The organism is Nonomuraea sp. NPDC049028, from assembly GCF_043197735.1.
In the GTDB taxonomy this organism is placed as follows: Bacteria; Actinomycetota; Actinomycetes; order Streptosporangiales; family Streptosporangiaceae; genus Nonomuraea.
Map to the genome: position 1 here is coordinate 88,769 of NZ_JBICTR010000011.1, position 24,474 is coordinate 113,242.

Annotated in this window: 25 protein-coding genes; 12 read left to right on the forward strand and 13 right to left on the reverse strand. The window is 69.5% G+C overall.

Translation table 11 applies throughout. From position 1 onward, the window contains the following. The first annotated feature begins 24 nt into the window (after window positions 1-24). Genes ACGFJ2_RS39400 through ACGFJ2_RS39410 form a run of 3 tightly spaced genes read left to right on the forward strand, consistent with a single transcriptional unit; the run spans window position 25 to window position 3,552 of the window. A complete protein-coding gene (locus tag ACGFJ2_RS39400; RefSeq protein WP_393477286.1) occupies window positions 25-1,212 on the forward strand; it encodes a DUF4350 domain-containing protein in 1,188 nt (395 codons plus the stop codon). Next, window positions 1,202-2,179, forward strand: coding sequence for an AAA family ATPase (locus ACGFJ2_RS39405; protein WP_393477289.1), 978 nt, complete (start codon window positions 1,202-1,204; stop codon window positions 2,177-2,179). The genes ACGFJ2_RS39400 and ACGFJ2_RS39405 overlap by 11 nt, the downstream gene beginning before the upstream one ends. Further along, the gene (locus ACGFJ2_RS39410) at window positions 2,179-3,552 is read left to right on the forward strand and encodes a DUF58 domain-containing protein (RefSeq protein WP_393477291.1); all 1,374 of its coding nucleotides are present in this window, start codon (window positions 2,179-2,181) and stop codon (window positions 3,550-3,552) included. Before ACGFJ2_RS39405 ends, ACGFJ2_RS39410 begins: the two co-directional genes overlap by 1 nt. 17 nt (window positions 3,553-3,569) lie before the next feature. On the opposite strand, the gene ACGFJ2_RS39415 is transcribed toward ACGFJ2_RS39410, so the two are convergent. Further along, on the reverse strand, window positions 3,570-4,562 hold the full coding sequence (locus ACGFJ2_RS39415; RefSeq protein WP_358179851.1) for a stage II sporulation protein M: 993 nt from the start codon (window positions 4,560-4,562) through the stop codon (window positions 3,570-3,572). A 51-nt stretch (window positions 4,563-4,613) separates the two neighbouring features. On the opposite strand from ACGFJ2_RS39415, the gene ACGFJ2_RS39420 reads away from it, so the two are divergent. After that, window positions 4,614-5,588, forward strand: coding sequence for an RDD family protein (locus tag ACGFJ2_RS39420; RefSeq protein ID WP_393477295.1), 975 nt, complete (start codon window positions 4,614-4,616; stop codon window positions 5,586-5,588). 9 nt (window positions 5,589-5,597) lie between these two features. On the opposite strand, the gene ACGFJ2_RS39425 is transcribed toward ACGFJ2_RS39420, so the two are convergent. Next, window positions 5,598-6,995 (reverse strand): LVIVD repeat-containing protein, encoded by a 1,398-nt coding sequence (locus ACGFJ2_RS39425; RefSeq protein ID WP_393477297.1) that lies wholly within the window; start codon window positions 6,993-6,995, stop codon window positions 5,598-5,600. Between the two features lie 17 nt (window positions 6,996-7,012). Then, window positions 7,013-7,549: an XRE family transcriptional regulator gene (locus ACGFJ2_RS39430; RefSeq protein ID WP_357949068.1), complete on the reverse strand. Its 537-nt coding sequence runs from the start codon at window positions 7,547-7,549 to the stop codon at window positions 7,013-7,015. A gap of 133 nt (window positions 7,550-7,682) precedes the next feature. Here ACGFJ2_RS39430 and ACGFJ2_RS39435 point away from each other — a divergent pair, with 133 nt between their 5' ends. Then, entirely contained in the window at window positions 7,683-8,756 is a 1,074-nt protein-coding gene (locus tag ACGFJ2_RS39435; RefSeq protein WP_393477300.1) for an aminotransferase class V-fold PLP-dependent enzyme, read from the forward strand. Window positions 8,757-8,896: 140 nt separating this feature from the next. On the opposite strand, the gene ACGFJ2_RS39440 is transcribed toward ACGFJ2_RS39435, so the two are convergent. Then, window positions 8,897-10,288, reverse strand: a complete 1,392-nt coding sequence (locus ACGFJ2_RS39440) for a hypothetical protein (protein WP_358179842.1) — start codon at window positions 10,286-10,288, stop codon at window positions 8,897-8,899. 175 nt (window positions 10,289-10,463) lie between these two features. Here ACGFJ2_RS39440 and ACGFJ2_RS39445 point away from each other — a divergent pair, with 175 nt between their 5' ends. Continuing rightward, window positions 10,464-11,096: a DUF305 domain-containing protein gene (locus ACGFJ2_RS39445; protein ID WP_357949059.1), complete on the forward strand. Its 633-nt coding sequence runs from the start codon at window positions 10,464-10,466 to the stop codon at window positions 11,094-11,096. A 72-nt stretch (window positions 11,097-11,168) separates the two neighbouring features. Here ACGFJ2_RS39445 and ACGFJ2_RS39450 read toward each other — a convergent pair whose 3' ends face one another. After that, window positions 11,169-12,404 (reverse strand): adenosylhomocysteinase, encoded by a 1,236-nt coding sequence (locus tag ACGFJ2_RS39450; RefSeq protein ID WP_357949056.1) that lies wholly within the window; start codon window positions 12,402-12,404, stop codon window positions 11,169-11,171. Window positions 12,405-12,553: 149 nt separating this feature from the next. After that, window positions 12,554-13,981, reverse strand: coding sequence for an adenosylhomocysteinase (gene ahcY / locus ACGFJ2_RS39455; protein ID WP_357949053.1), 1,428 nt, complete (start codon window positions 13,979-13,981; stop codon window positions 12,554-12,556). A 101-nt stretch (window positions 13,982-14,082) separates the two neighbouring features. Here ahcY and ACGFJ2_RS39460 point away from each other — a divergent pair, with 101 nt between their 5' ends. Both ACGFJ2_RS39460 and ACGFJ2_RS39465 read left to right on the forward strand, forming a co-directional pair. Next, window positions 14,083-14,442, forward strand: a complete 360-nt coding sequence (locus ACGFJ2_RS39460; RefSeq protein ID WP_357647890.1) for a MerR family DNA-binding transcriptional regulator — start codon at window positions 14,083-14,085, stop codon at window positions 14,440-14,442. Then, window positions 14,439-14,909 (forward strand): GerMN domain-containing protein, encoded by a 471-nt coding sequence (locus tag ACGFJ2_RS39465; protein WP_393477306.1) that lies wholly within the window; start codon window positions 14,439-14,441, stop codon window positions 14,907-14,909. The genes ACGFJ2_RS39460 and ACGFJ2_RS39465 overlap by 4 nt, the downstream gene beginning before the upstream one ends. Before the next feature lie 6 nt (window positions 14,910-14,915). Here the strand turns inward: ACGFJ2_RS39465 and ACGFJ2_RS39470 are convergent, their stop codons facing one another. Beyond that, window positions 14,916-16,004 (reverse strand): alpha/beta hydrolase, encoded by a 1,089-nt coding sequence (locus tag ACGFJ2_RS39470; protein WP_393477309.1) that lies wholly within the window; start codon window positions 16,002-16,004, stop codon window positions 14,916-14,918. A gap of 193 nt (window positions 16,005-16,197) precedes the next feature. On the opposite strand from ACGFJ2_RS39470, the gene ACGFJ2_RS39475 reads away from it, so the two are divergent. Next, on the forward strand, window positions 16,198-17,925 hold the full coding sequence (locus ACGFJ2_RS39475) for a phosphatidylglycerol lysyltransferase domain-containing protein (protein ID WP_357949042.1): 1,728 nt from the start codon (window positions 16,198-16,200) through the stop codon (window positions 17,923-17,925). A 25-nt stretch (window positions 17,926-17,950) separates the two neighbouring features. Here the strand turns inward: ACGFJ2_RS39475 and ACGFJ2_RS39480 are convergent, their stop codons facing one another. The 5 genes from ACGFJ2_RS39480 to ACGFJ2_RS39500 are packed head-to-tail and all read right to left on the reverse strand — an operon-like array spanning window position 17,951 to window position 21,955. Beyond that, on the reverse strand, window positions 17,951-18,877 hold the full coding sequence (locus ACGFJ2_RS39480; RefSeq protein ID WP_357949038.1) for a cation diffusion facilitator family transporter: 927 nt from the start codon (window positions 18,875-18,877) through the stop codon (window positions 17,951-17,953). Window positions 18,878-18,928: 51 nt separating this feature from the next. Continuing rightward, window positions 18,929-20,035, reverse strand: coding sequence for an SIS domain-containing protein (locus tag ACGFJ2_RS39485; protein WP_393477313.1), 1,107 nt, complete (start codon window positions 20,033-20,035; stop codon window positions 18,929-18,931). Further along, window positions 20,032-20,199, reverse strand: a complete 168-nt coding sequence (locus ACGFJ2_RS39490; protein WP_214633501.1) for a Trm112 family protein — start codon at window positions 20,197-20,199, stop codon at window positions 20,032-20,034. The genes ACGFJ2_RS39485 and ACGFJ2_RS39490 overlap by 4 nt, the downstream gene beginning before the upstream one ends. Next, window positions 20,196-21,545 (reverse strand): phosphomannomutase/phosphoglucomutase, encoded by a 1,350-nt coding sequence (locus ACGFJ2_RS39495; protein ID WP_393477316.1) that lies wholly within the window; start codon window positions 21,543-21,545, stop codon window positions 20,196-20,198. The genes ACGFJ2_RS39490 and ACGFJ2_RS39495 overlap by 4 nt, the downstream gene beginning before the upstream one ends. A gap of 41 nt (window positions 21,546-21,586) precedes the next feature. Beyond that, window positions 21,587-21,955 (reverse strand): DUF3499 domain-containing protein, encoded by a 369-nt coding sequence (locus ACGFJ2_RS39500; RefSeq protein WP_214633499.1) that lies wholly within the window; start codon window positions 21,953-21,955, stop codon window positions 21,587-21,589. Between the two features lie 183 nt (window positions 21,956-22,138). Here ACGFJ2_RS39500 and ACGFJ2_RS39505 point away from each other — a divergent pair, with 183 nt between their 5' ends. The 3 genes from ACGFJ2_RS39505 to ACGFJ2_RS39515 all read left to right on the forward strand — a co-directional run bounded on the left by ACGFJ2_RS39505 (window position 22,139) and on the right by ACGFJ2_RS39515 (window position 24,005). Continuing rightward, on the forward strand, window positions 22,139-22,531 hold the full coding sequence (locus ACGFJ2_RS39505; RefSeq protein WP_357647905.1) for a metallopeptidase family protein: 393 nt from the start codon (window positions 22,139-22,141) through the stop codon (window positions 22,529-22,531). Between the two features lie 110 nt (window positions 22,532-22,641). Continuing rightward, window positions 22,642-22,788, forward strand: coding sequence for a hypothetical protein (locus tag ACGFJ2_RS39510; protein ID WP_393477319.1), 147 nt, complete (start codon window positions 22,642-22,644; stop codon window positions 22,786-22,788). Next, window positions 22,788-24,005: a methyltransferase domain-containing protein gene (locus ACGFJ2_RS39515; protein WP_357949026.1), complete on the forward strand. Its 1,218-nt coding sequence runs from the start codon at window positions 22,788-22,790 to the stop codon at window positions 24,003-24,005. Before ACGFJ2_RS39510 ends, ACGFJ2_RS39515 begins: the two co-directional genes overlap by 1 nt. A gap of 95 nt (window positions 24,006-24,100) precedes the next feature. Here the strand turns inward: ACGFJ2_RS39515 and ACGFJ2_RS39520 are convergent, their stop codons facing one another. Beyond that, window positions 24,101-24,361 (reverse strand): WhiB family transcriptional regulator, encoded by a 261-nt coding sequence (locus ACGFJ2_RS39520; protein WP_214633495.1) that lies wholly within the window; start codon window positions 24,359-24,361, stop codon window positions 24,101-24,103. Window positions 24,362-24,474: the final 113 nt, after the last annotated feature.

Sequence of the window (24,474 nt, forward strand, 5' to 3'; positions counted from 1 at the left end):
GGTCCCGCCGACTGGGGGAACCTCATGAGCCTCGACATGCGCCCCCAGGAGACCGGCGAATCCTACTCCACCGCCCCGACCGTCCGCTCGACCTGGCGGGCGAGCCGGATGATCGTCCTGCTCGGCGCGCTCATCGTGCTCGCCGCGGTCCTCAGCGTGCTGCTCAAACCGGACTCCCGCCCGGCCCGCCACCTGGATCCCGCCGACTCCTCGCTGTCGGGCTCGATGGCGCTGGCCGCGCTGCTGCGCGACCGCGGTGTCACCGTCGACCGGGTCGACTCGTCGGGGGCGGCCGCCGCGAAGGCGAACGGTGCCACACCGGGCGACCGGCTGCTGCTGATCACCGACGCGACCTACACCAACACCCGCGAGCTGGCCGCGATCCAGGGCGACCGGGTGATCGTCGGCAACGTCTTCGACCTCGACGAGCTGGCCCCCGGCGTAAGGCCGGAGCGGGGCGGCGCCCGCGAGCGCTCCCGCGAGCCGGAGTGCTCATTGCCCGCCGCCAAGGCCGCGGGCAGCGCGTTCATCGGCGGCAGCGCGTTCGCCGGACCGTCCGGCGCCATCGGCTGCTACCCGGCGGGCGACGGATCGACGCTGGTCAGCTACCCCAACGCGGGCGGCACCACGACGGTCCTGGGCAGCGGCGAGTTCATGACCAACCAGCGCCTGGCCGAGGACGGCAACGCCGCGCTCGCCCTCAACCTGCTGGGCTCGGCCAAGGCCGTGACCTGGCTGGTGGCGCCCGAGACGCCGCCGGTGGGCGAGCTGCCCGGCGAGGCCGGTCAGTCCATCTACGAACTGATGCCCGCGGGCATCCCCTGGGCCGTGCTGATGTCGGTCATCACGGTGGCGCTGGTGGCGTTCTGGCGGGGCCGGCGGCTGGGGCCGGTCGTGACCGAGCGGTTGCCCGTCGTCGTGCGGGCCGCGGAGACGGTCGAGGGACGCGGGCGGCTCTACCGGGCCAGACGGGCCAGGGGCAGGGCGGCCGACTCGCTCAGGGCCGGCACGATCGACCGGCTCACGCCCCGGCTCGGCCTCGGCTCCGGCTCGGGGCGGCACGAGCTGGTGGCCGCCATCGCCGTACGGACCGGCCAGGACCCGCAGGAGATCGGCGCCGCGTTGTACGGCCCGCCCCCCGCCGACGACGCCGGGCTCGTCGGCCTGGCACGCTACTTGGACGTCATCGAGAGGACCGTCAGTGAACATTGAGGAGACCGCCCACGTGCCCGGCGGTGACGCGGCCAGGGACGCGCTCAGCGCGCTGCGCGCCGAGGTGTCCAAGGCCGTGGTGGGCCAGGACGCCGTGGTGACCGGGCTGGTCATCGCGTTGCTGTGCAGGGGGCACGTGCTGCTCGAAGGCGTGCCGGGCGTGGCCAAGACGCTCATGGTCCGCACGCTGTCCGCCGCGCTCTCGCTGGACTTCAAGCGGGTGCAGTTCACGCCCGACCTGATGCCGGGCGACGTGACCGGCTCGTTGATCTACGACGCGAAGACGGCGCGGTTCGAGTTCCGCGAGGGGCCGGTGTTCACCAACCTGCTGCTGGCCGACGAGATCAACCGCACCCCGCCGAAGACCCAGGCCGCGCTGCTGGAGGCGATGGAGGAGCGGCAGGTCAGCGTGGAGGGCGACGCGCGCAAGCTGCCCGACCCGTTCGTGGTGTGCGCGACGCAGAACCCGATCGAGTACGAGGGCACCTACCAGCTGCCGGAGGCGCAACTCGACCGGTTCCAGCTCAAGCTGACCGTGCCGCTGCCACCGCGCGACCAGGAGATCATGGTCCTCGAACGGCACGCGCGCGGCTTCGACCCGCGCGACCTGTCCGAGATCAAGCCCGTCGCCACCGCCCAGGACCTCGAAGCGGGCCGCGAGGCGGTGTCGAAGGTGCACGTGGCGCCCGAGGTGCTCGGCTACATCGTGGACGTCTCCCGGGCCACCAGGAACTCTCCGTCGCTCCAGCTCGGCGTCTCACCGCGTGGCGCGACCGCGCTCCTGGCCGCCTCTCGGGCATGGGCGTGGCTGTCGGGCCGCGCCTACGTCACGCCCGACGACGTCAAGGCGCTGGCCAGGCCCGCGCTGCGGCACCGGATCCAGTTGCGGCCCGAGGCCGAGCTGGAGGGCGCGACCTCCGACGGCCTGCTCAACGGCATCCTGGCCTCGGTCCCGGTCCCGCGCTGATGGCTCTGACGGGACGCGCCGGGCTGGTGGCGGCGATCGGCATCGTGGTCGTGCTGCTGGCGCCCGATCCGGGACCCGCGGTCGCGGGCGTCTGCCTGCTGCTGGCCGCCGCGATCATCGTGGACCTGGTGTTCGCGGGCGCGGTCCGCTCGCTGCGCTTCCACCGCTCGGGCGACCGGCTGGTCCGGCTCGGCGGCCAGGCGACGGTCGAGCTGGTGGTGGAGAACCCGGGCGGCAGGCGCGTACGCGGTCTGCTGCGCGACGCCTGGCCGCCCTCCGCGGGCGCCTCACCGCGCTCCCAGCGGCTCGACGTGCCCGCCGGAGAGCGCCGCAAGCTCGTCGTGACGCTCACCCCGACCAGGCGCGGCGACCGCGAGTCCGTGGCGATCACCGTGCGCTCGCTCGGGCCGCTCGGCCTGGCCGCCCGTCAGGGCACCCACCGGGCGCCGTGGTCGGTGCGCGTGCTGCCGCCGTTCCTGTCGCGCAAGCACCTGCCCTCCCGGCTGGCCAGGTTGCGTGAGCTCGACGGCCAGCACCCGGCCCTGGTACGCGGGCAGGGCACCGAGTTCGACTCGCTGCGCGAGTACGTGGTGGGCGACGACGTACGCTCGATCGACTGGCGGGCCACCGCGCGCCGCCACGACGTGGTCGTGCGCACCTGGCGTCCGGAACGCGACCGGCGGGTGCTGATCGTGCTCGACACCGGCCGCACCTCCGCCGGCCGGGTGGGCGACGCCCCGACGCCGATGGCCGGCGCTCAGGCGGGCGCCGGCGGGCTGCTGGTCCGGCCGGAGCCCCGGCCGGTGCCGGGCTGGCCCCGGCTCGACTGGTCGATGGACGCCGCGCTGCTGCTCGCCGCGCTGGCCGCCAAGGCGGGCGACCAGGTGGACTTCCTCGCCTACGACCGGGCCGTACGCGCCTGGGTGGCCGGTGCCTCGCGCACCGAGCTGCTGTCCTCGCTGGTCAACGCGATGGCGCCGATCGAGGCGGAGCTGATCGAGGCCGACTCGCAGGGCATGGTCGCGGCGGTCCTGTCCCGGGCCAAGCGGCGCTGCCTGGTCGTGCTGCTCACCGACCTCAACTCGGCCGCGCTCGAAGAGGGGCTGATGCCGGTGCTGCCGCAGCTGTCCGCGCGCCACCTGGTGCTGGTCGCGGGCGTCTCCGATCCGCGCGTGGCGGCGATGGCGGCCCAGAAGGACACGGCCGAGCAGGTGTACGACGCCGCGGCGGCCGAGCACACGCAGCTGGGGCGGCGGCGCATCACCGCCCGGCTGCGCCGCCACGGCGTCGAGGTGGTGGACGCGCCCCCGGAGGACATCGCCCCGGCCCTGGCGGACGCGTACCTGGCGCTGAAGGCCGCCGGCCGCCTGTAGACAGCCTGTGGTCGAGCTCAGGCGCTGGGGGCCACGTCCGGGGCGCGTTCGAGGTCGCCGGTCTCGTTCTGGCGCAGGGCCCGCCTGCCGAAGACGATCACGTACGCGAGGAAGGCCCCTTCGGCGAGCACCCCGATGCCCACCCGCACCGGGGTCGGCAGCCCGGACGGCGTGACGAACGCCTCGATGAGCCCCGACACGAACAGCACCCCGACCAGCCCGAGCGCCACGCTGACCACCGCCCGGCCCTGCTCCGCCAGCGCCTCGACCCGCCTGCGCGGCCCTGGGTCGATGACCGTCCAGCCCAGCCGCATGCCGACGGCCGCCGCCAGGAAGACCGCGGTCAGCTCCAGCAGGCCGTGCGGGGTGATCAGCCCGAAGAAGATGTCCAGCTTGCCGCGGGAGGCCATCAGCCCGGCGGAGACGCCGAGGTTGGCGGCGTTCGACCAGAGCAGCACGGGAATCGGCAGGCCCAGGAGGATCGCGTAGATGATGACCTGCGCCGAGACCCACGCGTTGTTGATCCACACGTGTCCGGCGAAGGAGGCGGCCGGGTTCTCCGAGTAGTAGTCGGCGAAGTCGTGCTCGACGAGCTGCGTGATCTCGTCGGGCGAGGCGATGGAGGTCTGCACCTGGGGATTGCTCGCCACCCACGCGCCGAGCACCCACGAGACGGCGATGAACGCCAGCGACGTGGCCAGCCACCACCACCTGGCCCGGTAGGCCACCACCGGGAACGACACGGTGACGAACCTGACGAACTCCCGCCAGGCGGGCGTGTGCGCGCCCGTCACCGCCGACCGCGCCCTGGCCACCAGCGCGGACAGGCGGCCGGTCAGCATCGCGTCCGCGGAGGACGAGCGGACGATCGACAGATGCGTGGACACCCGCTGGTAGAGGTCGACCAGCTCGTCGACCTCGGGACCGGTCAGGGAGGAGCGGCGTTTGATCAAGTGCTCCAATCTGTCCCATACCGGGCGGTGTGCGGTGACGAACGCATCGATGTCCACCCGACCATTGTGGCCGGTCATCCATCGGGTCAATGCCGTTAGGCTCCACGTATGTCAGAGGTTGTGACCGGTGACGCCGTCGTCGTCGAGGTACGGGTGGCCCAGATGCCGTCCCGCGCCCTGGCGCTCATCATCGACATGGCGGTCCAGATGACCGTCCTGATCGCCACGTACGTTGCATTGCAAGCATTCTTCCTGGTCACTGACACGGCGCTGTTCGCGGCCGTGTCGATCGTGCTGCTCGTGCTGGTGATCGTGGGCTACCCGGTCATCTTCGAGACGGTGAGCAGAGGGCGGAGCCTCGGCAAGCTGGCGCTCGGGCTGCGGGTGGTCAGCGACGACGGGAGCCCCGAACGGTTCAGGCAGGCGCTGTTCCGGGGGCTGGCCGGGCTGGTGGAGTTCTGGATGTTCTCCGGGGCGCCGGCGTTGATCTCCTCGCTGGTCTCCCAGCGGGGCAAGCGGCTGGGCGACATCTTCGCGGGCACGATCGTGATCTCGGAGCGCGGGCCGCGATCCGACGGGCATCTGATCATGATGCCGCCGCCGCTGGCCGCCTGGGCCGCGACGCTGGAGCTCTCCCAGCTGCCTGAGGAGGTGGCGACGGCCGCCCGGCAGTACGTCTCCCGCTGGCACGACCTGTCGCCGCAGATCCAGCACGAGGTGGGGATGCGCATCGCGGCTCAGGTGGCGGCGTTCGTCTCGCCGGCCGCGCCATCCGGGGTGCCGCCGCACGCGTACCTGAGCGCCGTCCTGGCCGAGCGTCGCAGGCGCGACCAGGTACGGCTGGCCCAGCGCAACGGCATGACGCCCCCGGCCCAACCTGGGCCTTTCCCCCAGCCGGGGCCCTTTGCGCAACCGGGGGCGTACCAGGCGCCTCAGCCGGGGTACCAAGCGCCCTATCCGCCGACGACGCCGCCCACTCAGCCGTACCAACCTCAGGCCGCCCAGCCGTACCAGCCGCAGGCGCCGAGTGCGCCGGAGTCGCCGCCGCAGGCGACTCCGGGTGGGTTCGTGCCGCCCCAGTAACCCGGCGGGTCAGTAGGCGTACTGGGTCTGGGTGTTGAGGACCTTCAGCCGCTTCGCAGCGGCCGGGTCGGTCCGCTGGTCGGTGATGGTCAGCACGTCCAGGCCCTTCTGGATGTCGCTGCTGTAGATGTGGCCGTTGTAGTAGTAGGCCGACCAGGAGCCGCCGAGGTTCTGGGGCTTCAGCGGGCCGCGGTCGAAGTAGCCGATCTCCGCGGGCGCCGACGAGTCGGTGAAGTCCCAGATCGACACGCCGCCCTGGTACCACGCCTGGACCATGATGTCGCGGCCCGCGACCGGGATCAGCGAGCCGTTGTGCGCCACGCAGTTCTCGTCCCCGGTCTGGTTGCGCGGGATCTTGTAGTAGCTCTTGAACGCGAGCTGGCCGTCGGTGATGTCATAGACCGCGTCCGCGCCCCGCTGGGGACCGACCGCCGCGTTGCAGGCGGCCATGACGCCCCCGCCCAGTTCGTCGGTGAAGACGACCTTGGTGCCGGTGTTGTTGAACGTCGCCGAGTGCCAGAACGCGAAGTTCTCGTCGGTGACCCTGGCCGTGACCTTCGGGTGCTCCCTGTCGGAGATGTCCATGAGCACGCCGTCGCCCATGCAGGCGCCCGCGGCCAGGTCCTTGGCCGGGAACACGGTGATGTCGTGGCAGCCGGTCGTGGGGGCGAGCAGGTCCTCCTGCTTCTCGTTGCCGCCGTCGGGGAAGAGCACCGGGCGCGCGACGACCTTGGCGGAGGTGGGCTTGCCGAGCGGCACCTTGACGATCGAGATCCGGTCGTGCGGCGGCTTGCAGTCGGGGTACGACTTGGCGGGCCCGTACGACGAGACGTACAGGTAGACGGCCGTGCTCTTCTTGCCCGGCCGCGTCTTGTCGGGCACGAGCGTGTGCGTGTGCGAGCCGCAGGCGGTCTCGATGGACTTGATGTACTTGGGCCGCTTCTTGTCGCTGATGTCGAAGATCCGGATGCCCTCCCACGCCGACTTCACGCTGGGCGTCTCGGCGTCGGCCTTGCAGGAGTCATTGGTCATCGACTCGTCCACCGACAGGAAGAGCAGGTCGCCCTGGACCGAGACGTCGTTCTGGGCGGCGGGGCAGGTGACGCGGCTGACGACCGCCGGCTTGGCCGGGTTCTTGATGTCGTAGATCGTGAAGCCGTGATAGTTGCCCTGGAAGGCGTAGTCACCCTGGAAGGCCAGGTCGGTGTCGTAGGCTTCGGAGTCCTTGAACGGCCCCTGTTTCGGGACGTTGGCGACGAGCTTGACGTTGGCGCTGGCCTTGACGCCGTCCGACGCCTGGGCCGGTAGCACCGGCAGCACCAGCAACGCCGCTCCCGCCACGATCAAGGCGCGGCCGAATCTGGACACCACGAAGGACCTCCTGGTTTGGGTTGGCACTAGCCGCATCACTATGACAGGAAAAATCAGTAACTAGGGGGCGTCGCGGCAATGATGAAGTCGGTGGGTTCGGTGCCCGTGTTCAGATAGCGGTGCGGCAGCGAGGAGTCGAAATAGCAGCTGTCGCCCGCCTCGAGTTCATGGTTGATGCCTGAGACCTCGACGACGAGCCGCCCCCGCAGCACCATCACGCACTCCTCCGACGGATGCGTCCACGGCTCGGCGGCCGACGAGCCACCGGGCAGCAGGTGCCCCTCCAGGACCTCCAGCAGTCCGCGACCCGGCGACACGCGCGTGTAGGTGATCCCGTCGGCAGGCGACTTGACCCGCACCCTGGCGTCGGCGCGGATCACCGCCACAAGGGCCGGATCCGACTCCTGGAACAGGCTGAACAGCGGCAGCCCCAACGCCTTGGCGATCTTCCGCAGGGTCTCCAGACTGGGGTCGTCCCGATTGCGCTCGACCTGGCTGAGCAACGCGCTCGGCACCCCCGAGGCAGTCGCGAGCTGCGCCACGGTGAGATTACGTTCGGACCGGAGCTCGCGAATTCTGGTGCCAATCATCCGGCGATCCTATCGATGTAGCGTGATTGAAGGTTTATTGAATTCAAGGAAATCAGCTGACAGGCGGCCCGGAATGTTACATATGTTAAACGCTGCCCAATTCCGGGCGGAGTTTCCGTCGCTGGCCGACACTGTGCATCTGGCGACTTGCAGCCAGGGCGCCCTGTCCGCCCAGCTGGCGTACTCGCTGCAGGAGATCGGCTACTCGCTCCGCGACAAGGGCGCTCCCTGGGAGGTGTGGATGGCCGAGGTCGAGTGGGCCCGCGAGCGGTTCGCCCGGCTCATCGGGGCCTCCCCCGGCGAGATCGCGGTGCTCTCGTGCGCGTCGGAGGCCGCCTTCCAGGTCGCCTCGTCGCTCGACTGGTCGAGCCGCCCCGGCATCGTGACCAACGACCTGGAGTTCCCGTCGATCGCGCACGTCTGGCTGGCGCAGGGCGGACGCGGCGCCCAGGTGCGGGTGGCCGCGGACATGGGCGAGTACGTCGAGGCCGGAGCGTACGCGCGGGTGGTGGACGAACGCGTCAACCTGGTGTCGGTCCCGCTGATCACCTACCGCAACGGCGCCCGCCTGCCCGCCCAGGACGTCGTACGGCTGGCGCACGAGCAGGGGGCGCGGGTGTTCGTGGACGCCTACCAGGCCACCGGGGTCACCCCGATCGACGTTCGCGCGCTCGGCTGCGACTATCTGGCCTCGGGCTCACTGAAGTACCTGCTCGGCCTGCCCGGCATCGCGTTCCTCTACGTGCGCGACGGCCTGGAGCATCAGCGCGACCCGGAGCTGACGGGCTGGTTCGGCCGGGTGAACCCGTTCGCGTTCGACACCCGGCTGCTGGACTTCCCCGGGGACGCGCGGCGCTTCGAGACCGGCACGCCGCCCGTGCCGTCGGCCTACGCGGCCAACGCCGGGTTCGATCTCATCGAGCGGGTGGACCCGCGGGCCGTACAGGATCATGTGTCGGAGCTCGTCGAGGAGCTGGCCGAGCGGCTGGCAGCGGCGGGCGAGCGGGTGGCGAGCCCGGCCGGCGCGCGCGGGCCGCAGGTGGCGATAGCGGACGACGACCCCCAGGGGCTGGCCGCCCGGCTGGCCGAGCGGCGCATCGTGACCGCGCCGCGCGGCGACCTGCTGCGCATGTCGTTCCACTACTACAACGACCGGTCCGACGTGGCGGCCGTCGCGGACGCCATCAGCCTCTGCCGCAAGTCCTGAGGCTCCGCCGGTACAACGGAGGCCTCAGGACTTCCGCCAGTACGGCGGAGCCGGGGGGGCTCCGCCGTACCAGGTGGCCGGATCAGTGCCAGGTGGCCGAATTTAGTGCCAGATGGCGGGATCAGCGCCGGGTGGCCGGCTCAGTCGTCGTAGCCCCAGCCCCACTCGCGGTAGGACTGCTGGGTCTGGACGTTCAGCTGATCGGCGTGCACCCGTGCGGCGCCGTCGGTCAGCCGGTCATTGATCTTGATGACGTCCAGGCCCTCGTGGAAGTCGGCGGCGTAGATGTAGCCGTTGTAGTAGTACGCCGACCACACGCCACCGCCGCTGTTGTCGGCGCGGGGGCCGCGCTCGAAGTAGCCGATCTCCTTCGGCGCGGCCGAGTTGGTGAAGTCCCAGATCGAGACCCCGCCCATGTACCACGCCTGGACCATGATGTCCTTGCCCTTGACCGGGATCAACGAGCCGTTGTGCGCGACGCAGTTCTCGCTGTCGGCCTGGTAGCGCGGGATCTTGAAGTAGCTCTTGAAGACGAGCCGGCCGTGCGAGATGTCATAGATCGCGTCGGCGCCGCGGTTCGGCCCGGTGGCCTCGTTGCAGGTGGCCGCGCCGCCGCCGCCGAGCTCGTCGGTGAAGACGACCTTCTTGGCGTCGTTGCTGAACGTCGCCGAGTGCCAGAAGGCGAAGTTCGGGTCGGTGGTCCTGGCCGTGACCTTCGGGTTCAGCCGGTCGGAGATGTCGAACAGCACGCCGTCGCCCATGCAGGCGCCCGCCGCGATGTCCTTCTCCGCGTACACGGTGATGTCGTGGCAGCCGCTGGTCGGGATGAGCAGCCCCGGCTGGGTCTCGTTGCCGCCGTCGGGGAAGACGACCGGGGTGGCCGCGACGGCCGCCGCGGTCGGGTTCTTCAGCGGCACCTTGACGATCGAGATCTTGTCGTGCGGCGGCAGGCAGTCGGGGAAGGTCGCGTTCGGGTTGTACGACTGCACGTAGATGTAGACGTTCTTCTTCTTGTCCCAGCCCTTGCCCGGCACCAGCGTCAGCGTGTGCGAGCCGCAGTTCGTCTCGACGGACTTGATGTACTTGGGCGCGGTCTTGTCGCTGATGTCGAAGATCCGGATGCCCTCCCAGGCCTCCTTGTGATCCGCCGACAGAGCCGTGCTGTTGCAGGAGTCGTCGCTGCGCGAGGAGTCGACGGCGGTGAAGAGCAGATTGCCGTAGACGGTGACATCCATCTGGCTTCCAGGACACACGACCGAACTGACCGGCGTGGCCTTCTTCGGGTTCCGGATGTCGTAGATGGAGAAGCCGCCGTAGTTGCCCACGTAGGCGTAGTCACCCTGGAAGGCGATGTCGGTGTTGATGGTGGCGGCGATCGGCGCCGGCTTGGGGATGTTCAGCACGTGGGTCACGTTCGGGCTGGTCACCACGGTGTCGGCCGGCGGGATGTCGGCGGCCAACGCGGGCAGCGCCGTCAGTCCTAACGCGACGGCGGCTCCGGCCGCGACCAGGGTCCTGCGAAGGGTCAGCACCCTCGGGCTCCTTCCGGGTCATAAGGCACACATAAATGACAAAATTCTGACCCGGACTGTCAGCTCTCGCCTAGCAAGCACTGTGTCAATAAATTTGCTGACTTGCCCTATTTCCTTGGAGTCGGAGAGGCGTCTATAGTGCGACGTCGCGACTCCCCGCGGTCAAGGAGGTCAGGTGCGCTACGCACTAACCGTCGGCACCTGCGCCATCCTGCTCGTCACCGGCTGTTCGGGGGGCACCTCCGCGGCCCCGCCCGCCCCGACCGCCGACGCCACGGCGCCCGTCATCGCTCCCGGACGACCCGGCGAGGAGGCCAGGACGCTGAGCCCGAGCGAGGCCGCCACCGCCGTACCGCCCCAGAAGGCCAACGCGGCCGACGTCCGCTACATGCAGAACATGATCATCCACCACCGCCAGGCCCTCGACATGGCCCTGCTGGCCGCCTCGCGGTCGGCGAACGACGGGGTGAAGCGCCTGGCGTCGCGGATCAACCAGGTGCAGGGCCCGGAGATCGCCATGATGACGGACTGGCTGAAGGCCCAGGGCCAGCAGGTGCCCGACCACCACGCCGCCCACGAGGGCATGCCGGGCATGGCCACGCCGGAGCAGATGGAGAGCCTCAAGGCGGCCAAGGGCCCGGCGTTCGACCAGCTGTTCGTCCAGCTGATGACCGCTCACCACCAGGGCGCGATCACCATGTCGACCGAGGTCATCACCCAAGGCTCGCACCTGCGCGTCCAGGAGATCGCCGAGGACATCTCGGTGAGCCAGGCGGCGGAAATCCGGCGGATGGGCCAACTGCTCTAGCAGCCGGACCCACCAGGAGGGCGCTCTAGAAGCCGCCCCCAGGAATGTGCCCTGGAAACCAGGAATGTTGGCCTAGGAACCGACCCGCCAGGAATGCAGATATTCCTCCTGCTCGCCGGTGAGCGTGTCGATCCCGATCCCGGCGGCGGCCAGCTTGAGCCTGGCCACCTCGTGGTCGATCTCCTCGGGTACGTCGTAGACGCCCGGCATCAGCCGCGCCCGCTCCTCGGCCAGCCAGGCGACGGCCAGCGCCTGCGCCGAGAACGACATGTCCATCACGGCCGCCGGATGCCCCTCGGCCGCGGTCAGATTGACCAGCCGCCCTTCGGCCAGCAACAGCAGCCGCCGCCCGTCCGCCAGCACGTACTCGTCGGTGTTGGGCCGGACCCCGCGGTGGACCTCCTCGGCCAGCTCGTCCAGGGCCCGCACGTCGATCTCGATGTCGAAATGCCCGGCGTTGGCGAGAATGGCGCCATCCTTCATGAGGGCCAGATGCTCGCCCCGGATGACGTCCCGGTTCCCGGTGACGGTGATGAACAGATCCCCTGCCACGGCGGCCTCCGCCATGGGCCGCACCTCGTATCCCTGGAGGGTGGCGTCCAGCGCCTTGACGGCGTCGATCTCGGTGACGAGCACCCGCGCCCCCAGCCCCTTGGCCCGCTCGGCGACCCCCCGGCCGCAGTAGCCGAACCCGGCCACCACGACGGTCCGCCCGGCCAGCATCATGTTGGTGGCCCGCATGATCCCGTCGAGCGTGGACTGCCCGGTCCCGTAGCGGTTGTCGAACATCCGCTTGGTCCGGGTGTCGTTCACGGCCACCACCGGAAACCGCAAGGCGCTCTCGGCGGCCATCTGCCGCAACCGGATGATCCCGGTAGTGGTCTCCTCGCAACCTCCGGAGACCCCGTCCAGGAGATCGGTCCGCTCGGTGTGCAGGATGTTGACCAGATCACACCCGTCATCCAGCACCAGATCAGGCCCCAGATCGAGCGCCTGATGAATATGCCGGTAGTAGGTGGCCCGATCCACCCCGGCCCGCGCGTGAACGGCTATCCCATAGCCGCGCAACGCCTGGGCGACGTCATCCTGCGTGGACAGGGGGTTGGAGGCGGCAAGAGCGATCTCAGCGCCTCCGGCCTTCAACGCCCCCATGAGCACCGCGGTCTCAGCGGTGACATGCAGGCAAGCGGCGATCTTCAACCCGTCGAGCGGCCGGGACACAGCGAACCGCGCCCCCACAGCGGTCAACACCGGCATGGACCGAGCGGCCCAACTGATATGCCGCTCTCCACTCTCCGTAAGATCCACCGCTCCACCCCACACTTCCCCGAAGAAGACGGTCAAGAAGACGCACGTAACGGCGCCCCGCCCCGCATCACCGGAGGAGCGTTCCCCTGGACAGACGCCAACCCCGTGCGGGGTTGGCGCTCACCGTGCTCTGCCGTAAAAAATAGAAATCAGTACCGGTAGTGGTCGGACTTGAACGGGCCCTCGACGGGGACGCCGATGTACTCGGCCTGGACCTTGGTCAGCTCGGTGAGCTTCACGCCCAGGGCGTCCAGGTGCAGGCGGGCGACCTTCTCGTCCAGGTGCTTGGGCAGCACGTAGACGCCGATCGGGTATTCGTCCGTCTTCGTGAACAGCTCGATCTGCGCGATCACCTGGTTGGTGAACGAGTTGGACATGACGAAGCTCGGGTGCCCGGTGGCGCAGCCCAGGTTCATCAGCCGGCCCTCGGCCAGGACGATGATCGAGTGGCCGTCGGCGAACACCCACTCGTCGACCTGCGGCTTGATGTTGCGCTTCTCGACGCCGGGCAGCTTGGCCAGGCCGGCCATGTCGATCTCGTTGTCGAAGTGACCGATGTTGGAGACGATCGCCTGGTGCTTCATCTTCGCCATGTGGGCGGCGGTGATGATGTCGAAGTTGCCCGTCGCGGTGACGAAGATGTCGGCCAGGCCGACGACCTCGTCCAGCGTGGTGACCTGGAAGCCGTCCATGGCCGCCTGGAGCGCGCAGATCGGGTCGATCTCGGTCACGATGACGCGGGCGCCCTGGCCGCGCAGCGCGTCGGCACAGCCCTTGCCCACGTCGCCGTAGCCGCAGACCACGGCCACCTTGCCGCCGATCAGCACGTCGGTGGCGCGGTTGAGGCCGTCGATCACCGAGTGGCGGCAGCCGTACTTGTTGTCGAACTTGGACTTGGTCACCGAGTCGTTGACGTTGATCGCCGGGAACAGCAGCGAGCCGGTCTTGTGCATCTCGTAGAGGCGGTGCACGCCGGTCGTGGTCTCCTCGGTCACGCCCTTGATGCTCTCGGCGATCGCGGTCCACCGCTTGTCGTCGCCGACCGTGCGCTGGAGCAGGTCGATGATGACGTGCCACTCCTCCGGGTCGTCGTCCGTGGCGGACGGGACGGCCCCGGCCTTCTCATACTCGGCGCCCTTGTGGACGAGGAGCGTGGCGTCGCCGCCGTCGTCGAGGATCATGTTGGGGGTCTGGCCGCCCGGCCAGGTGAGCGCCTGCTCGGTGCACCACCAGTATTCCTCCAGTGTCTCGCCCTTCCAGGCGAAGACCGGTACGCCCTTGGGGTCCTCGACGGTGCCCGTGGGGCCGACGACGACCGCGGCGGCGGCGTGGTCCTGGGTGGAGAAGATGTTGCAGCTGACCCAGCGGACCTCGGCGCCGAGCGCGACCAGCGTCTCGATGAGGACGGCGGTCTGGATCGTCATGTGCAGGGAGCCCATGATCCGCGCGCCGGACAGGGGTCGCGCACTTGCGTACTCACGGCGGATGGCCATGAGGCCGGGCATCTCATGCTCGGCGAGCCGGATCTCCTTGCGGCCGAAGTCGGCAAGTGAAAGGTCGGCGACCTTGAAGTCCATCGGGTTTTCCCCTCGCATCACGGAGTTGTCGCGATGAGTTTAGGTGCCGTCCGAGCAAGGTCGCATCTCTACCACCCGAAAACTGACGTAAGAATGTAAGGATGCGCATCACTGAAGCGGCCAGGCGGCTCGGCATGTCCCCGCGAATGCTCCGATACCGGGAAGCTCTCGGCCTTCTGCCGCCGGTCCGGGAGCAGGGTGCGCATCGGCGGTTCGGCACGGACGAGCTCGCGGCCGTGGCTCAGGGGATCGAGCTGGAGAAGCGGTTCGACATCTCGCCCGCCGAATTGGCGTTCGCGTTGCGCGTGCTGAGCGAGCCCGCCGTGGCGGGCGCCGTACGCGATCTCGGGGTGCGAATCGGGCGCATCCAGGCGCCGCGCCGCGCCCTGGACTTCGAGCAGGAGAAGGCGTTGCGCCTCCTGCGAACCTCCGCTCCCGGCCACGCGTCCAAACGGTCATGATGGAACTGCTGATGGCCACCGTGCTCGCCCTCTCCCCGGCGCAGCTGACCGGCGAGGTCAAGGTCTACTTCGCCAAGGGAGACGGCATTCCCGGCAAGGTGGTCGCGGTGACCAGGAAGGCGCCCGATCGCGGCGTCGCCAAGTTCGCGATCGAGCAACTGATCGCGGGCCCGACCAAGGCGGAGCGCGGGAGGGGCCTGCGCTCCGAACTGACCGGACGGCTGCGCGGGCCGTCCGACTGCGGCGCCGACTTCAAGCTGAAGATCAAGGACGGCAAGGCCACGCTGCGCTTCTGCCGGACGGTGTGGGGCAGCGGGGTGGGCGGCGACGCGCGTGCCCTGCACACGATCGCCGCCACGTTGAAGCAGTTCAAGTCGGTCAAGAAAGTGATCACGCTGGACAAGGACGGCCGCTGCCTGTTCGACCAGTCGGACGCGGGCACGTCCTGCGTAACCGGCCACGAGTAAGGGCCGCTAAGCGGCGGAGGCAGGGGCGTGGAGCTGCTGGGCGAGCCACGGCAGGGCCTGCGGCAGCTCCCTGTTCCAGGTGTTGAAGTTGTGCCCGCCGCTGGGCAGGATCAGCGACGACGCCTGCATCGGCGGCTTCACCGCGGCCAGGAACTGCTGCGTCGACCGGTAGTCGCTTTCGCCCTTCTTGCTGCTGGTGACCAGCACGGTGACCGGCGGCGCGGGCAGGCTGGACAGCCGCCACATGAGGTCATTGCGCTGTTCGACCGCCTTGTCCCCGCCGAACAGGTCACCGGTGGTGCCGTCGATGATCGTCTTGTAGTAGCCCGAGAGCGACACGGCCGCCGAGAACGCGTCCGGATGGGTCATGGTGAGCTTCAGCGCACAGTAGCCGCCGGTCGAGCCACCCAGTACGCCCCAGTAGTCCCGCCCGCTCCCCACCCGGTACGAGGCGATCATGTCCCGCCGCACATCAGTGGCGAAGTACGCCTGCACCTGCGGCCCGTTCGGCACGTCGACGCACTCGGTGTCGCGCGGCAGCACCACACTCGGCCGCATCATCACCAGGATCGTCGGCTTGACCTGGTGCTTGGCGATCGCGCTCGCCATCCGCCCAGGCAGGTCGAGCCGGGTCATGAGGTTGCGCGGGTCGCCCGGGTAGCCGGTCAGCGACAGGATCGCAGGGAAGCGCGCCTGCTTGTCGGTGAAGTAGGCCGAGGGCAGGAAGATGTACGCCTCCTCGCTGAGGTGCGTGGTCGGCCCCGGCATCATCACCTGCTCGATCCGCCCGCCCCGTACGGCCCGCTGGGACAGCACCTTGATGCCCGCGCCGACGCCCGCGACCGTGATGGGCGCCGATCCCGTGTCGGTGCCGAGCACGTCGTCCCACGAGCCGTAGAAGCCGAAGTAGGAGTTCCCGATCAGGGCGAGCGCCACCAGCGTTAACAGCTGGTCTCCCGCGAGCACACCCACCCTGCCCAGTACGGCCGGCCAGCCGCGGCCGCTCAGCCGGGGCCACAGCCACACGGTCGCGACCAGCGCCCCTACCGCGAGCACCAGCACGAGAAATTGAAGTTTCACCGAGGTCAGTCCCATATCGCCCTCCACGATAGGCATACTCCGCGCGGCGTAAGCATCGGGTTAAGCCCTTGCGGCAAATCTGTCGGCACGGACCCCGGTTCGGCTCTTCGACCTGATCGCCGGTTGGCCCGGTCTCGGACCGGAATCACCTGATCACCAGCGGCGAGCTAACACGGCCGTTATAGAGCCTCGAATCTAATATGGAGCTGTGAAGAGGCTCGCGCGCCCATGGGTGCCGACTGTCACCGGCTACGCCTCACTGATGATCGGTCTGCTCGACATCATCAGGGCCGTGGCCCCGGGATTCGGTCGCACGAGGATGGGCCAGTGGTCCGATCTGCTGCCCGGCATCGTCACCACGCTCGCGCGGGCGACGGCCCTGATCGTCGGCATCCTGCTGGTGATGCTGGCGCACGGGCTGCGCCGCAGGAAGGCGCGGGCCTGGCGGGCGATGGTGGTGCTGCTGCCGGTGAGCGCGGCCGTAGAGCTCGTCCACCTGCGTCACCTGGTCACGGCCGTGCTCAGCCTGGTCGTCTGCCTGGTGCTGCTGCTGAACAGGCATGAGTTCGTCGCGCTGTCCGACCCCCGCACCCGCTGGCGGGCGCTGTGGAACTTCCTCGGACTCGGCGCCCTCGACCTCGGCCTCGGCTACCTGCTGGTCAGCGCCCACCCGAGGGTCATCGTCGGCGACCCGAGCGTGCTGGACCGGTTCCAGCATGTCGTGTACGGCCTGGTGGGCGTCGAGGGCCCGGTCACCTACACCGACGACCGCGTCTCTGACCTGGTCTACCTCTCGCTGATCGCGCTCGGCACGCTGACCGCGGTCACCTCCCTCTACCTGCTGCTGCGCCCCGAACGCCCGATCTCCGAGCTCACCGAGGACGACGAGCGGCGGCTGCGCGACCTGCTCGGCAGACACGGGCAGCGCGACTCGCTCGGCTACTTCGCGCTCCGCCGCGACAAGAGCGTGCTCTTCTCCCCCTCGGGCAAGGCCGCGATCGCCTACCGGGTCGTCTCGGGCGTCATGCTGGCCAGCGGCGATCCGATCGGCGACCGCGAGGCGTGGCCGGCGGCGATCGACGGGTTCATGGCCAAGGCCAGACGGCACGCCTGGGTGCCCGCGGTGATCGGCTGCGGCGAGGTCGGCGGCGAGGTGTGGACCCGCAGGACCGGAATGTCGGCGCTGGAGCTCGGCGACGAGGCGGTGGTCGAGGTCGCCGACTTCACGCTGGAGGGCCGGGCCATGCGCAACGTCCGCCAGATGGCCAACAGGGTCGAGCGCGGGGGCTACACCTGCCGCGTACGACGGGTCGCCGACCTGACCGGGGACGAGAAGGAACGGATCAAGCAGGCCGCCGTCTCCTGGCGCGGCACCGACACCGAACGCGGCTTCTCCATGGCGCTCGGCCGCTTCGGCGACCCCGCCGACGCCGACTGCGTGGTGGCCACCGCGCACAAGGACGGCGAGATCAGCGCCGTGCTGCACTTCGTGCCGTGGGGGCCGCACGGCATCTCCCTCGACCTGATGCGCAGGGACCGCGACGCCGATCCCGGACTGAACGAGCTGCTGATCGTCAAGACCCTCCAGGCCGCACCCGAGATGGCGATCAAGCAGGTGTCGCTGAACTTCGCGATGTTCCGGGCGGTGCTGGCCAGGGGCGAGCGGCTCGGCGCCGGGCCGGTGCTGCGGGCGTGGCGCGGGTTGCTGGTGTTCCTGTCGCACTGGTTCCAGATCGAGTCGCTGTACCGGTTCAACGCCAAGTTCCGGCCGATCTGGGAGCCGCGGTTCGTGGTCTACCCCAATGCCCGGGATCTGCCGCGGATCGGGGTGTCGGCGTTGCAGGCCGAGGCGTTCATCACGCTGGGCCTGCCCAGCCGCGGCTGGCGCCGCGCCACCCGCCTCATCAGACGCAACACGGCCCCACTCACCTCGTAGCCGCGCACACCCGGGGAGGAGCGCGTCAGGCGGTCGGCGTGTGCGAGCGGTCGAGGTCCGGCTCCAGGTAGATGACCCGAGCGATCGGTACGGCCTCACGGATCCGCCGCTCGGCCTCGTCGATGCCCCTGGCGACCTCGGAGGCCGAGTCGTCGTGCGAAACCGCGATCTTGGCCGCCACCAGCAGCTCCTCCGGCCCGAGGTGCATCGTGCGCATGTGGATCACCCGGTCGACCGCCGGCGTGCTCTCCAGCGCGGTCCGGATCTGGGCCTCCATCTCCGCCGAGGCCCCCTCACCGACCAGCAGCGACTTGGTCTCGATGGCCAGCACGACCGCGATCACGGCCAGCAGCAGGCCGATCATCAGCGTGCCGACCCCGTCCCACACGCCGTCGCCCGTGATGACCGCCATCGCCACGCCGAACAGCGCGAAGATCAGGCCGAGCAGCGCGCCAAGGTCCTCCAGCAGGATGACCGGCAGCTCGGGCGACTTGGACCGGCGGATGAACGTCACCCACGACTGACTGCCGCGCAGCGGGTTGGACTCCCTGATCGCCGTACGGAAGGAGAAACCCTCCGCGATGATCGCGAAGATCAGCACCGCGAACGCCCAGATCGGCGACTCCACATCGTGCGGATGCAGGATCTTGGTGACGCCCTCATAGAGCGAGAACGCCGCACCGATCGTGAACAGCACCACGGCCACCACGAACGCGTAGAAGTAGCGCTCGCGCCCGTATCCGAAGGGATGCGCCTTGTCCCGCTCCCGCTGCGCCCGCTTGCCGCCGAGCAGCAACAGCAGCTGGTTGCCCGAGTCGGCGACGGAGTGGATGCCTTCGGCGAGCATCGAGGACGACCCGGTGAAGAACGCGGCCACGAACTTCGACACGGCGATCGCCAGGTTGGCGGTCAACGCCGCAATGATCGCTTTGCTACCGCCACTCGCGCTCACCGAAAAACTCCACTCATCATGATCATGTCGTTATAGGCCCGAAAAGGGATCCTATTGCGAAATTCTGGCCTTGAGCTCCGTGATCGCCGGCACAGGGGTCGGATCCACGCCATATCCGAGAGCCAGATAGGTGGCCGCGTAGTCGCCCAGGCCGATCAGCGAGGCGATCCGCTCCAGCGGATGCGTGCCTTCGGCGGACAGCTCGGTGACGGGCACGTCGCGGTCGTTCGCCAGTCGTACGGTCGCCTCGCGGCGCCGCGACACCCGTGGGTCCTCCTCGACGTCGCGCAGCATCACCAGCCTGAGCGTGCGGCTGGCGGCGTCGGCGAAGATGTCGCGCTCGGCCATCGGCCCGTCGAAGGCGGCCACCTGGTTGTGGCCGGTCTCGGGCAGCTCGCCGTAGATCGCCGGGTATTTGGCGTTGGTGTTGAGCTGGCAGGCCAGTCGGTAGCCGGCGACCGCGGCGACGGAGGACGAGCCCCAGATCATCGGCACGCTCTCGGCCAGCTCCATGGCCAGCGCCTTGCCCGGGTTGACGAACGACTCGCTGGACGGGCGGCACCGGTGCGCCATGTCCTCCATCGTCCCGGCCACCCGCTCGTAGAGCTCCTCGTCGGCCTTGACCAGGCCGAGCGAGGCGGCGGACACGATCAGCGGGATCGTCAGCAGCCAGAGGTTGGCGCGGGCCTGCCCGGTCGCGGGCACCGCCACGTAGACGGCGGAGGCCTGTCTGGCGATCGCCTCCAGGGGTGAGTCCGCGCTGCCGACCGCGAGCAGGGAGCAACCGCGCCGCACGGCCTCCATGGCCGCCGACAGCGTCTCCTCGGTGCGGCCCGAGCACGACACCGCGATGACCAGATCGGTGGCGCCCACCCAGCCGGGCAGCTGGTGGGAGCGCAGGGTCATGATGGGCATCGGGGCGCCGTTGCCGCAGACCGCGGCCAGGACGTCGCCCGCGATCGCGGAGCCGCCCATGCCCAGGACCACGATCGCGCGCGGGCGTACTCGGGAGATCAGCCGGTCGACGCCCGCCTCGACCGCGGCGCGGTAGGCGATGCGGACCTGGGCGGCCGAGGCCGCCACCGCCACCAGCATGCCGCCCGGATCGCCCTCAGTGAGATGGTGCTGGTCATCGAGCCGCTCGGGCTCCCAGGTCACGGCTTCCTGGCCTCGTCGACGAGCAGGACGGGAATGTCATCCCTGACCGGATAGATCAGGCCACATCCCGTGCAGACCAGCTCCTCGGTCTCGCTCTCCGCGCGCAGCGGTGACTTGCACGCCGGGCAGGCCAGAATCTCCAGCAGCCAGTCGTCGATCTTCACACTGACACCCCTCTAACCATGGCGAGGACCTCGTCCCGTATCGCCGTCATCTTGCTCTCGTCAGCCGCCTCGGCGTTGAGCCGCAGCAGCGGCTCGGTGTTGGAGGCGCGCAGGTTGAACCACCAGTCGGCGCCGGTCACGGTGAGCCCGTCGAGCTCGTCGACAGCCCCCCTGGAGCCGAACGCCTCTCGTACGGACTGGAGGGCCGCGTCCTGGTCGGCGACCGTGCTGTTGATCTCGCCCGAGGCGTGGTAGCGCGCATAGGCGCCGATCAGCTCCGACAGCGGGCGGTCCTGCTCGCCGAGCGCGGCCAGCACGTGCATCGCCGCGAGCATGCCGGAGTCGGCGAACCAGAAATCGCGGAAGTAGTAGTGGGCGGAGTGCTCGCCGCCGAAGACCGCGCCCGTGCGGGCCATCTCGGCCTTGATGAACGAATGCCCGACGCGGGTGCGCACCGGCTCGCCGCCGTGCTCGCGGACGATCTCCGGCACCCCCGCCGACGTGATCAGGTTGTGGATGATCGTCGCGCCCGGGTATTTGCCCAGCTCGCGTACGGCCACCAGCGCCGTGACGGCGGACGGCGAGACCGACTCGCCGCGCTCGTCGATCACCCAGCACCGGTCGGCGTCGCCGTCGAAGGCCAGCCCGAGGTCGGCGCCCGTCTCGCGGACGGCTCGCTGCAGATCGCGCAGGTTGGCCGGCTCCAGCGGGTTGGCCTCGTGGTTGGGGAAGGAGCCGTCGAGCTCGAAGTAGAGCGGGATCAGCTCGATCGGCAGGCCCTCGAAGACGGCCGGAACGGTGTGACCGCCCATGCCGTTGCCCGCGTCGGCGACGACCTTCAGCGGCCGGATGCTCGACAGGTCGACCAGCTTGCGCAGGTGGTCGGCGTAGCCCTGGAGCAGGTCCTTCTCGATCAGCGAACCGGTCGGCTCGGCGGCGCTGCCAAGCAGCTCGGCCGCGCGGTCGCGGATCTCGCTGAGGCCGCTGTCGCCGCCGATCGGCACCGCGCCCGCGCGGCACATCTTCATGCCGTTGTATCGGGCCGGGTTGTGGCTGGCGGTGAACATCACGCCGGGCAGCCCCAGGCTGCCGCTGGCGTAGTAGAGGAGATCGGTGGAGCCCAGCCCGGCGTGCACCACGTCGGCGCCGCGCGAGCGCGCCCCGCGCACGAACGCCGCGGACAGCGGCCCGGATGACTCCCGCATGTCATGCGCGACCACGACCGATCGCGCCCCTGTCACCTCGACGAAGGCCGCCCCCACGGCCTCGGCGGTCGGCTCGTCCAGCTCGTCAGGCACCACGCCGCGAACGTCGTACGCCTTGAAGATCTTGGCGAGGTCGCCCACTCTCCAGCTCCGCCCCTAGGTCGTCACGTGTACGACCGAGCCTACCGGTCGCGATGTTGCTGGGCGGACCGAAGAACGCGCAGGTGCCCCCTCCGCCCGACCTCGACCCCTTGGCCGACCGGCTCGCCGCCACCGGACGGCGCGGGCCTGGCGGCCTCCCTGACGGCGTTGGCCAGCGCCTCGAGGTCGTCGGAGCTGGGCGACGTGCCGTCCGTGGGCAGCCGCACCACTTCCCAGCCGCGGGGAGCGGTCAGTCGCTCGGCGTGTTCGGCGCACAGGTCGTAACAGTGTGGCTCGGCGTACGTCGCCAGAGGGCCGAGAACAGCGGTCGAGTCGGCGTATACGTACGTGAGCGTGAAGACTGCAGGCTGACTGCAGGCGGTGCGGGAACAGCGGCGGACGGGGCTCACGGAGGGACCGTATCTGGTAAGAGTGCGAGGCGCCACTATCTGGGCGCTCTTAACGAGCGTGTCGCCACAATTCGGACACCTGTCGCAGCCTTTCTCCCCAACTGCCCCGAAGCCGCCTCCCCGTACACTTGCCGTGTGAACCAACGGCGTGGCCCCAGACGGCGTGACCGGCACGGTCGCGGCATGCGCGGCCCCCTCGCGCCCTCCCACGTGCCGATCGCCAGATCACGCAGCGAGCGGTTCGACGATCTCGTGCTCGACGCCGTCGACCGGCTCCGGCCGCAGTGGGGCAAGCAGCTGGCGGCGGTGGAGTTCGCGGTCGAGGAGGTGCCGCCGCTGAGCGAGCTCGGCGACGGGCCCCGGCTCGGCTCCGAACCGATCCCGTTCGGCCGCGCCGACGTCGCGCGCGGCCAGGACCCGGCCGCCGTCGTCATCTACCGGCGGCCGCTGGAGGCCCGCGCCCGTGACCGCGACACGCTGGGGGCGCTGGTGCACGACACCGTGGTCGAGCAGGTGGCCACCCTCCTCGGCCTGTCACCCGAGACCGTCGACCCGGGCTACGACGACCGCCGCTGACCACCTGGACCAGCGCGGCGGTCGAAGGTTTGGCAACCCTTGCCTAGTTGCAGAGAGTAGCCATACGATTACCGTGCGTGTTCATTCGTTCCATGCGAAGGAGAGCATCTGTGGGCAGGCACGAGAAGCCCGACAGCCCGAAGGCCGAGGCCCTCGATCCGAAATCCGCCGTAAGCCGAGAAGCCAGCTCCAACAAGGACCAGAACAAGACCTCCAACGGCGCACACAGCGCCGACTCGAAGGACGGAAAGAAGTAGTGAACGACACGGCGCAGGGGGTTGAACGCCTGATCGAGCACCTCGACGAGTTCGACGACATCGGGCCACGCGTCAAAGGGGCGATCCGCGCGGTGCCCCGCCATCTGTTCATCCCTTCGGTCGCGCTCCCCGTGCCGACCACCCCCGACAGCGCGTACATCATCGACCGCGACGCCGACCCGGACGCCTGGTGGGACGCGGTCTACTCGCCCCACTCCATCGTCACCCAGCTCGACGACGGGGCCACCGACATCAGGGACAAGGTGGGCGGCTACTCCTCTTCGGCCTCGGCGCCGAGCACCGTCGCGGACCTGCTCCAGATCCTCGACACCGTGCCAGGCCGCCGGGTGCTGGAGATCGGCACGGGCACCGGCTGGACCGCCGCCCTGCTGTCCCATCTCGTCGGCGCGGAGAACGTGACCTCGATCGAGGTCGACCCCATGGTGGCGGACCAGGCCGCCAAGAACCTGAGCGCGGCCGGCGTGCACCCGCATCTGATCGTCGGCGACGGCGCGGCCGGCTGCCCGGAGCGGGCGCCGTTCGATCGGGTTCACGTCACCTGCGGCATCCGCACCGTGCCGTACACGTGGGTGGAGCAGTGCCGTCCTGGCGGGGAGATCGTGCTGCCCTACTGTCCCGGGTTCGGCGACAACCACGCCCTGCGGCTCGTCGTCGCCCCGGACGGCACCGCGTACGGCCGCTTCCTCGGCTTCGCCTCGTACATGATGATGCGCTCCCAGCGTCCCGTCGCGGACCGCCCGGCCCGTGGCCCAGAGGACAAACACCGCTTCACCACGCGCGTGGACCCCCGCACGATCGCCTACGCTCCGTCCGGAGCGGACCTCGCCATCTCGTCGCTGACGGGCCTGACCTCGAGCGGCAGTGCGGAACCGGACGAAGACGGAGAGCTGTACCGGATGTGGGTGTCCGACCCCGACGAGGCGTACTCCTGGGCGACCGTGGCGTGGCGACCCAACACAGAGGAGTACGAGGTCTACCAGGTAGGCCGGCGGCCTCTGTGGGAGGAGGTCACCGATGCCTACTTCCGCTGGGTGAGCTGGGGCAAGCCCGGCCGCGACCGGTTCGGCATGACCGTCACTCCCCACGGCCAGCAGATCTGGCTGGACGCCACGCCCATCGGGGAAGCACGGATGACGTGGCCGTCGGCTTCGGGAGCGGGGTCCAGGTTCGGGCGGGTGCCAGCGGCTGTTCGGTGATCGGCGACCCGCCCACCATGCATGCGAAAAGGGGTCCCACGGCAGCCCGTGCGACCCCTTCTCATATATCCCATATATCGCTAACCCTTATATCCCTAAACGGCCTCTCGCTTGATCCTTCTGCGCTCCCGCTCGGACAGCCCACCCCAGATGCCGAACCGCTCATCGTGTTCGAGTGCGTACTCAAGGCACTCCGCACGTACTTCGCATGATCGGCAGACCTTCTTGGCCTCTCGGGTGGAGCCGCCCTTCTCCGGGAAGAACGCCTCCGGATCCGTCTGAGCGCACAGCGCACGCTCCTGCCAGCCGAGTTCTTCAGCGTCAAGCTCATCCTGTGCGATGACCAGATCGGTCACTGCACACCTCCCTGCCGCCCGCCCGCAATGGAGCCCCCCATGGAACGCCTTCCTTACTACCCACCCACAGGAAGGCGTAACAACATGGTTGTAATTACACGCGTGTGCCGTAC

Excerpts from the sequence above, each read along its gene's own strand:
- ACGFJ2_RS39400 (WP_393477286.1), top strand. The coding sequence starts at position 25 with ATGAGCCTCGACATGCGCCCCCAGGAGACCGGCGAATCCTACTCCACC.
- ACGFJ2_RS39410 (WP_393477291.1), top strand. The coding sequence starts at position 2,179 with ATGGCTCTGACGGGACGCGCCGGGCTGGTGGCGGCGATCGGCATCGTG.
- ACGFJ2_RS39420 (WP_393477295.1), top strand. The coding sequence starts at position 4,614 with ATGTCAGAGGTTGTGACCGGTGACGCCGTCGTCGTCGAGGTACGGGTG.
- ACGFJ2_RS39425 (WP_393477297.1), bottom strand. The coding sequence starts at position 6,995 with ATGCGGCTAGTGCCAACCCAAACCAGGAGGTCCTTCGTGGTGTCCAGA.
- ACGFJ2_RS39430 (WP_357949068.1), bottom strand. The coding sequence starts at position 7,549 with ATGATTGGCACCAGAATTCGCGAGCTCCGGTCCGAACGTAATCTCACC.
- ahcY (WP_357949053.1), bottom strand. The coding sequence starts at position 13,981 with ATGGACTTCAAGGTCGCCGACCTTTCACTTGCCGACTTCGGCCGCAAG.
- ACGFJ2_RS39460 (WP_357647890.1), top strand. The coding sequence starts at position 14,083 with ATGCGCATCACTGAAGCGGCCAGGCGGCTCGGCATGTCCCCGCGAATG.
- ACGFJ2_RS39465 (WP_393477306.1), top strand. The coding sequence starts at position 14,439 with ATGATGGAACTGCTGATGGCCACCGTGCTCGCCCTCTCCCCGGCGCAG.
- ACGFJ2_RS39470 (WP_393477309.1), bottom strand. The coding sequence starts at position 16,004 with ATGGGACTGACCTCGGTGAAACTTCAATTTCTCGTGCTGGTGCTCGCG.
- ACGFJ2_RS39505 (WP_357647905.1), top strand. The coding sequence starts at position 22,139 with ATGCGCGGCCCCCTCGCGCCCTCCCACGTGCCGATCGCCAGATCACGC.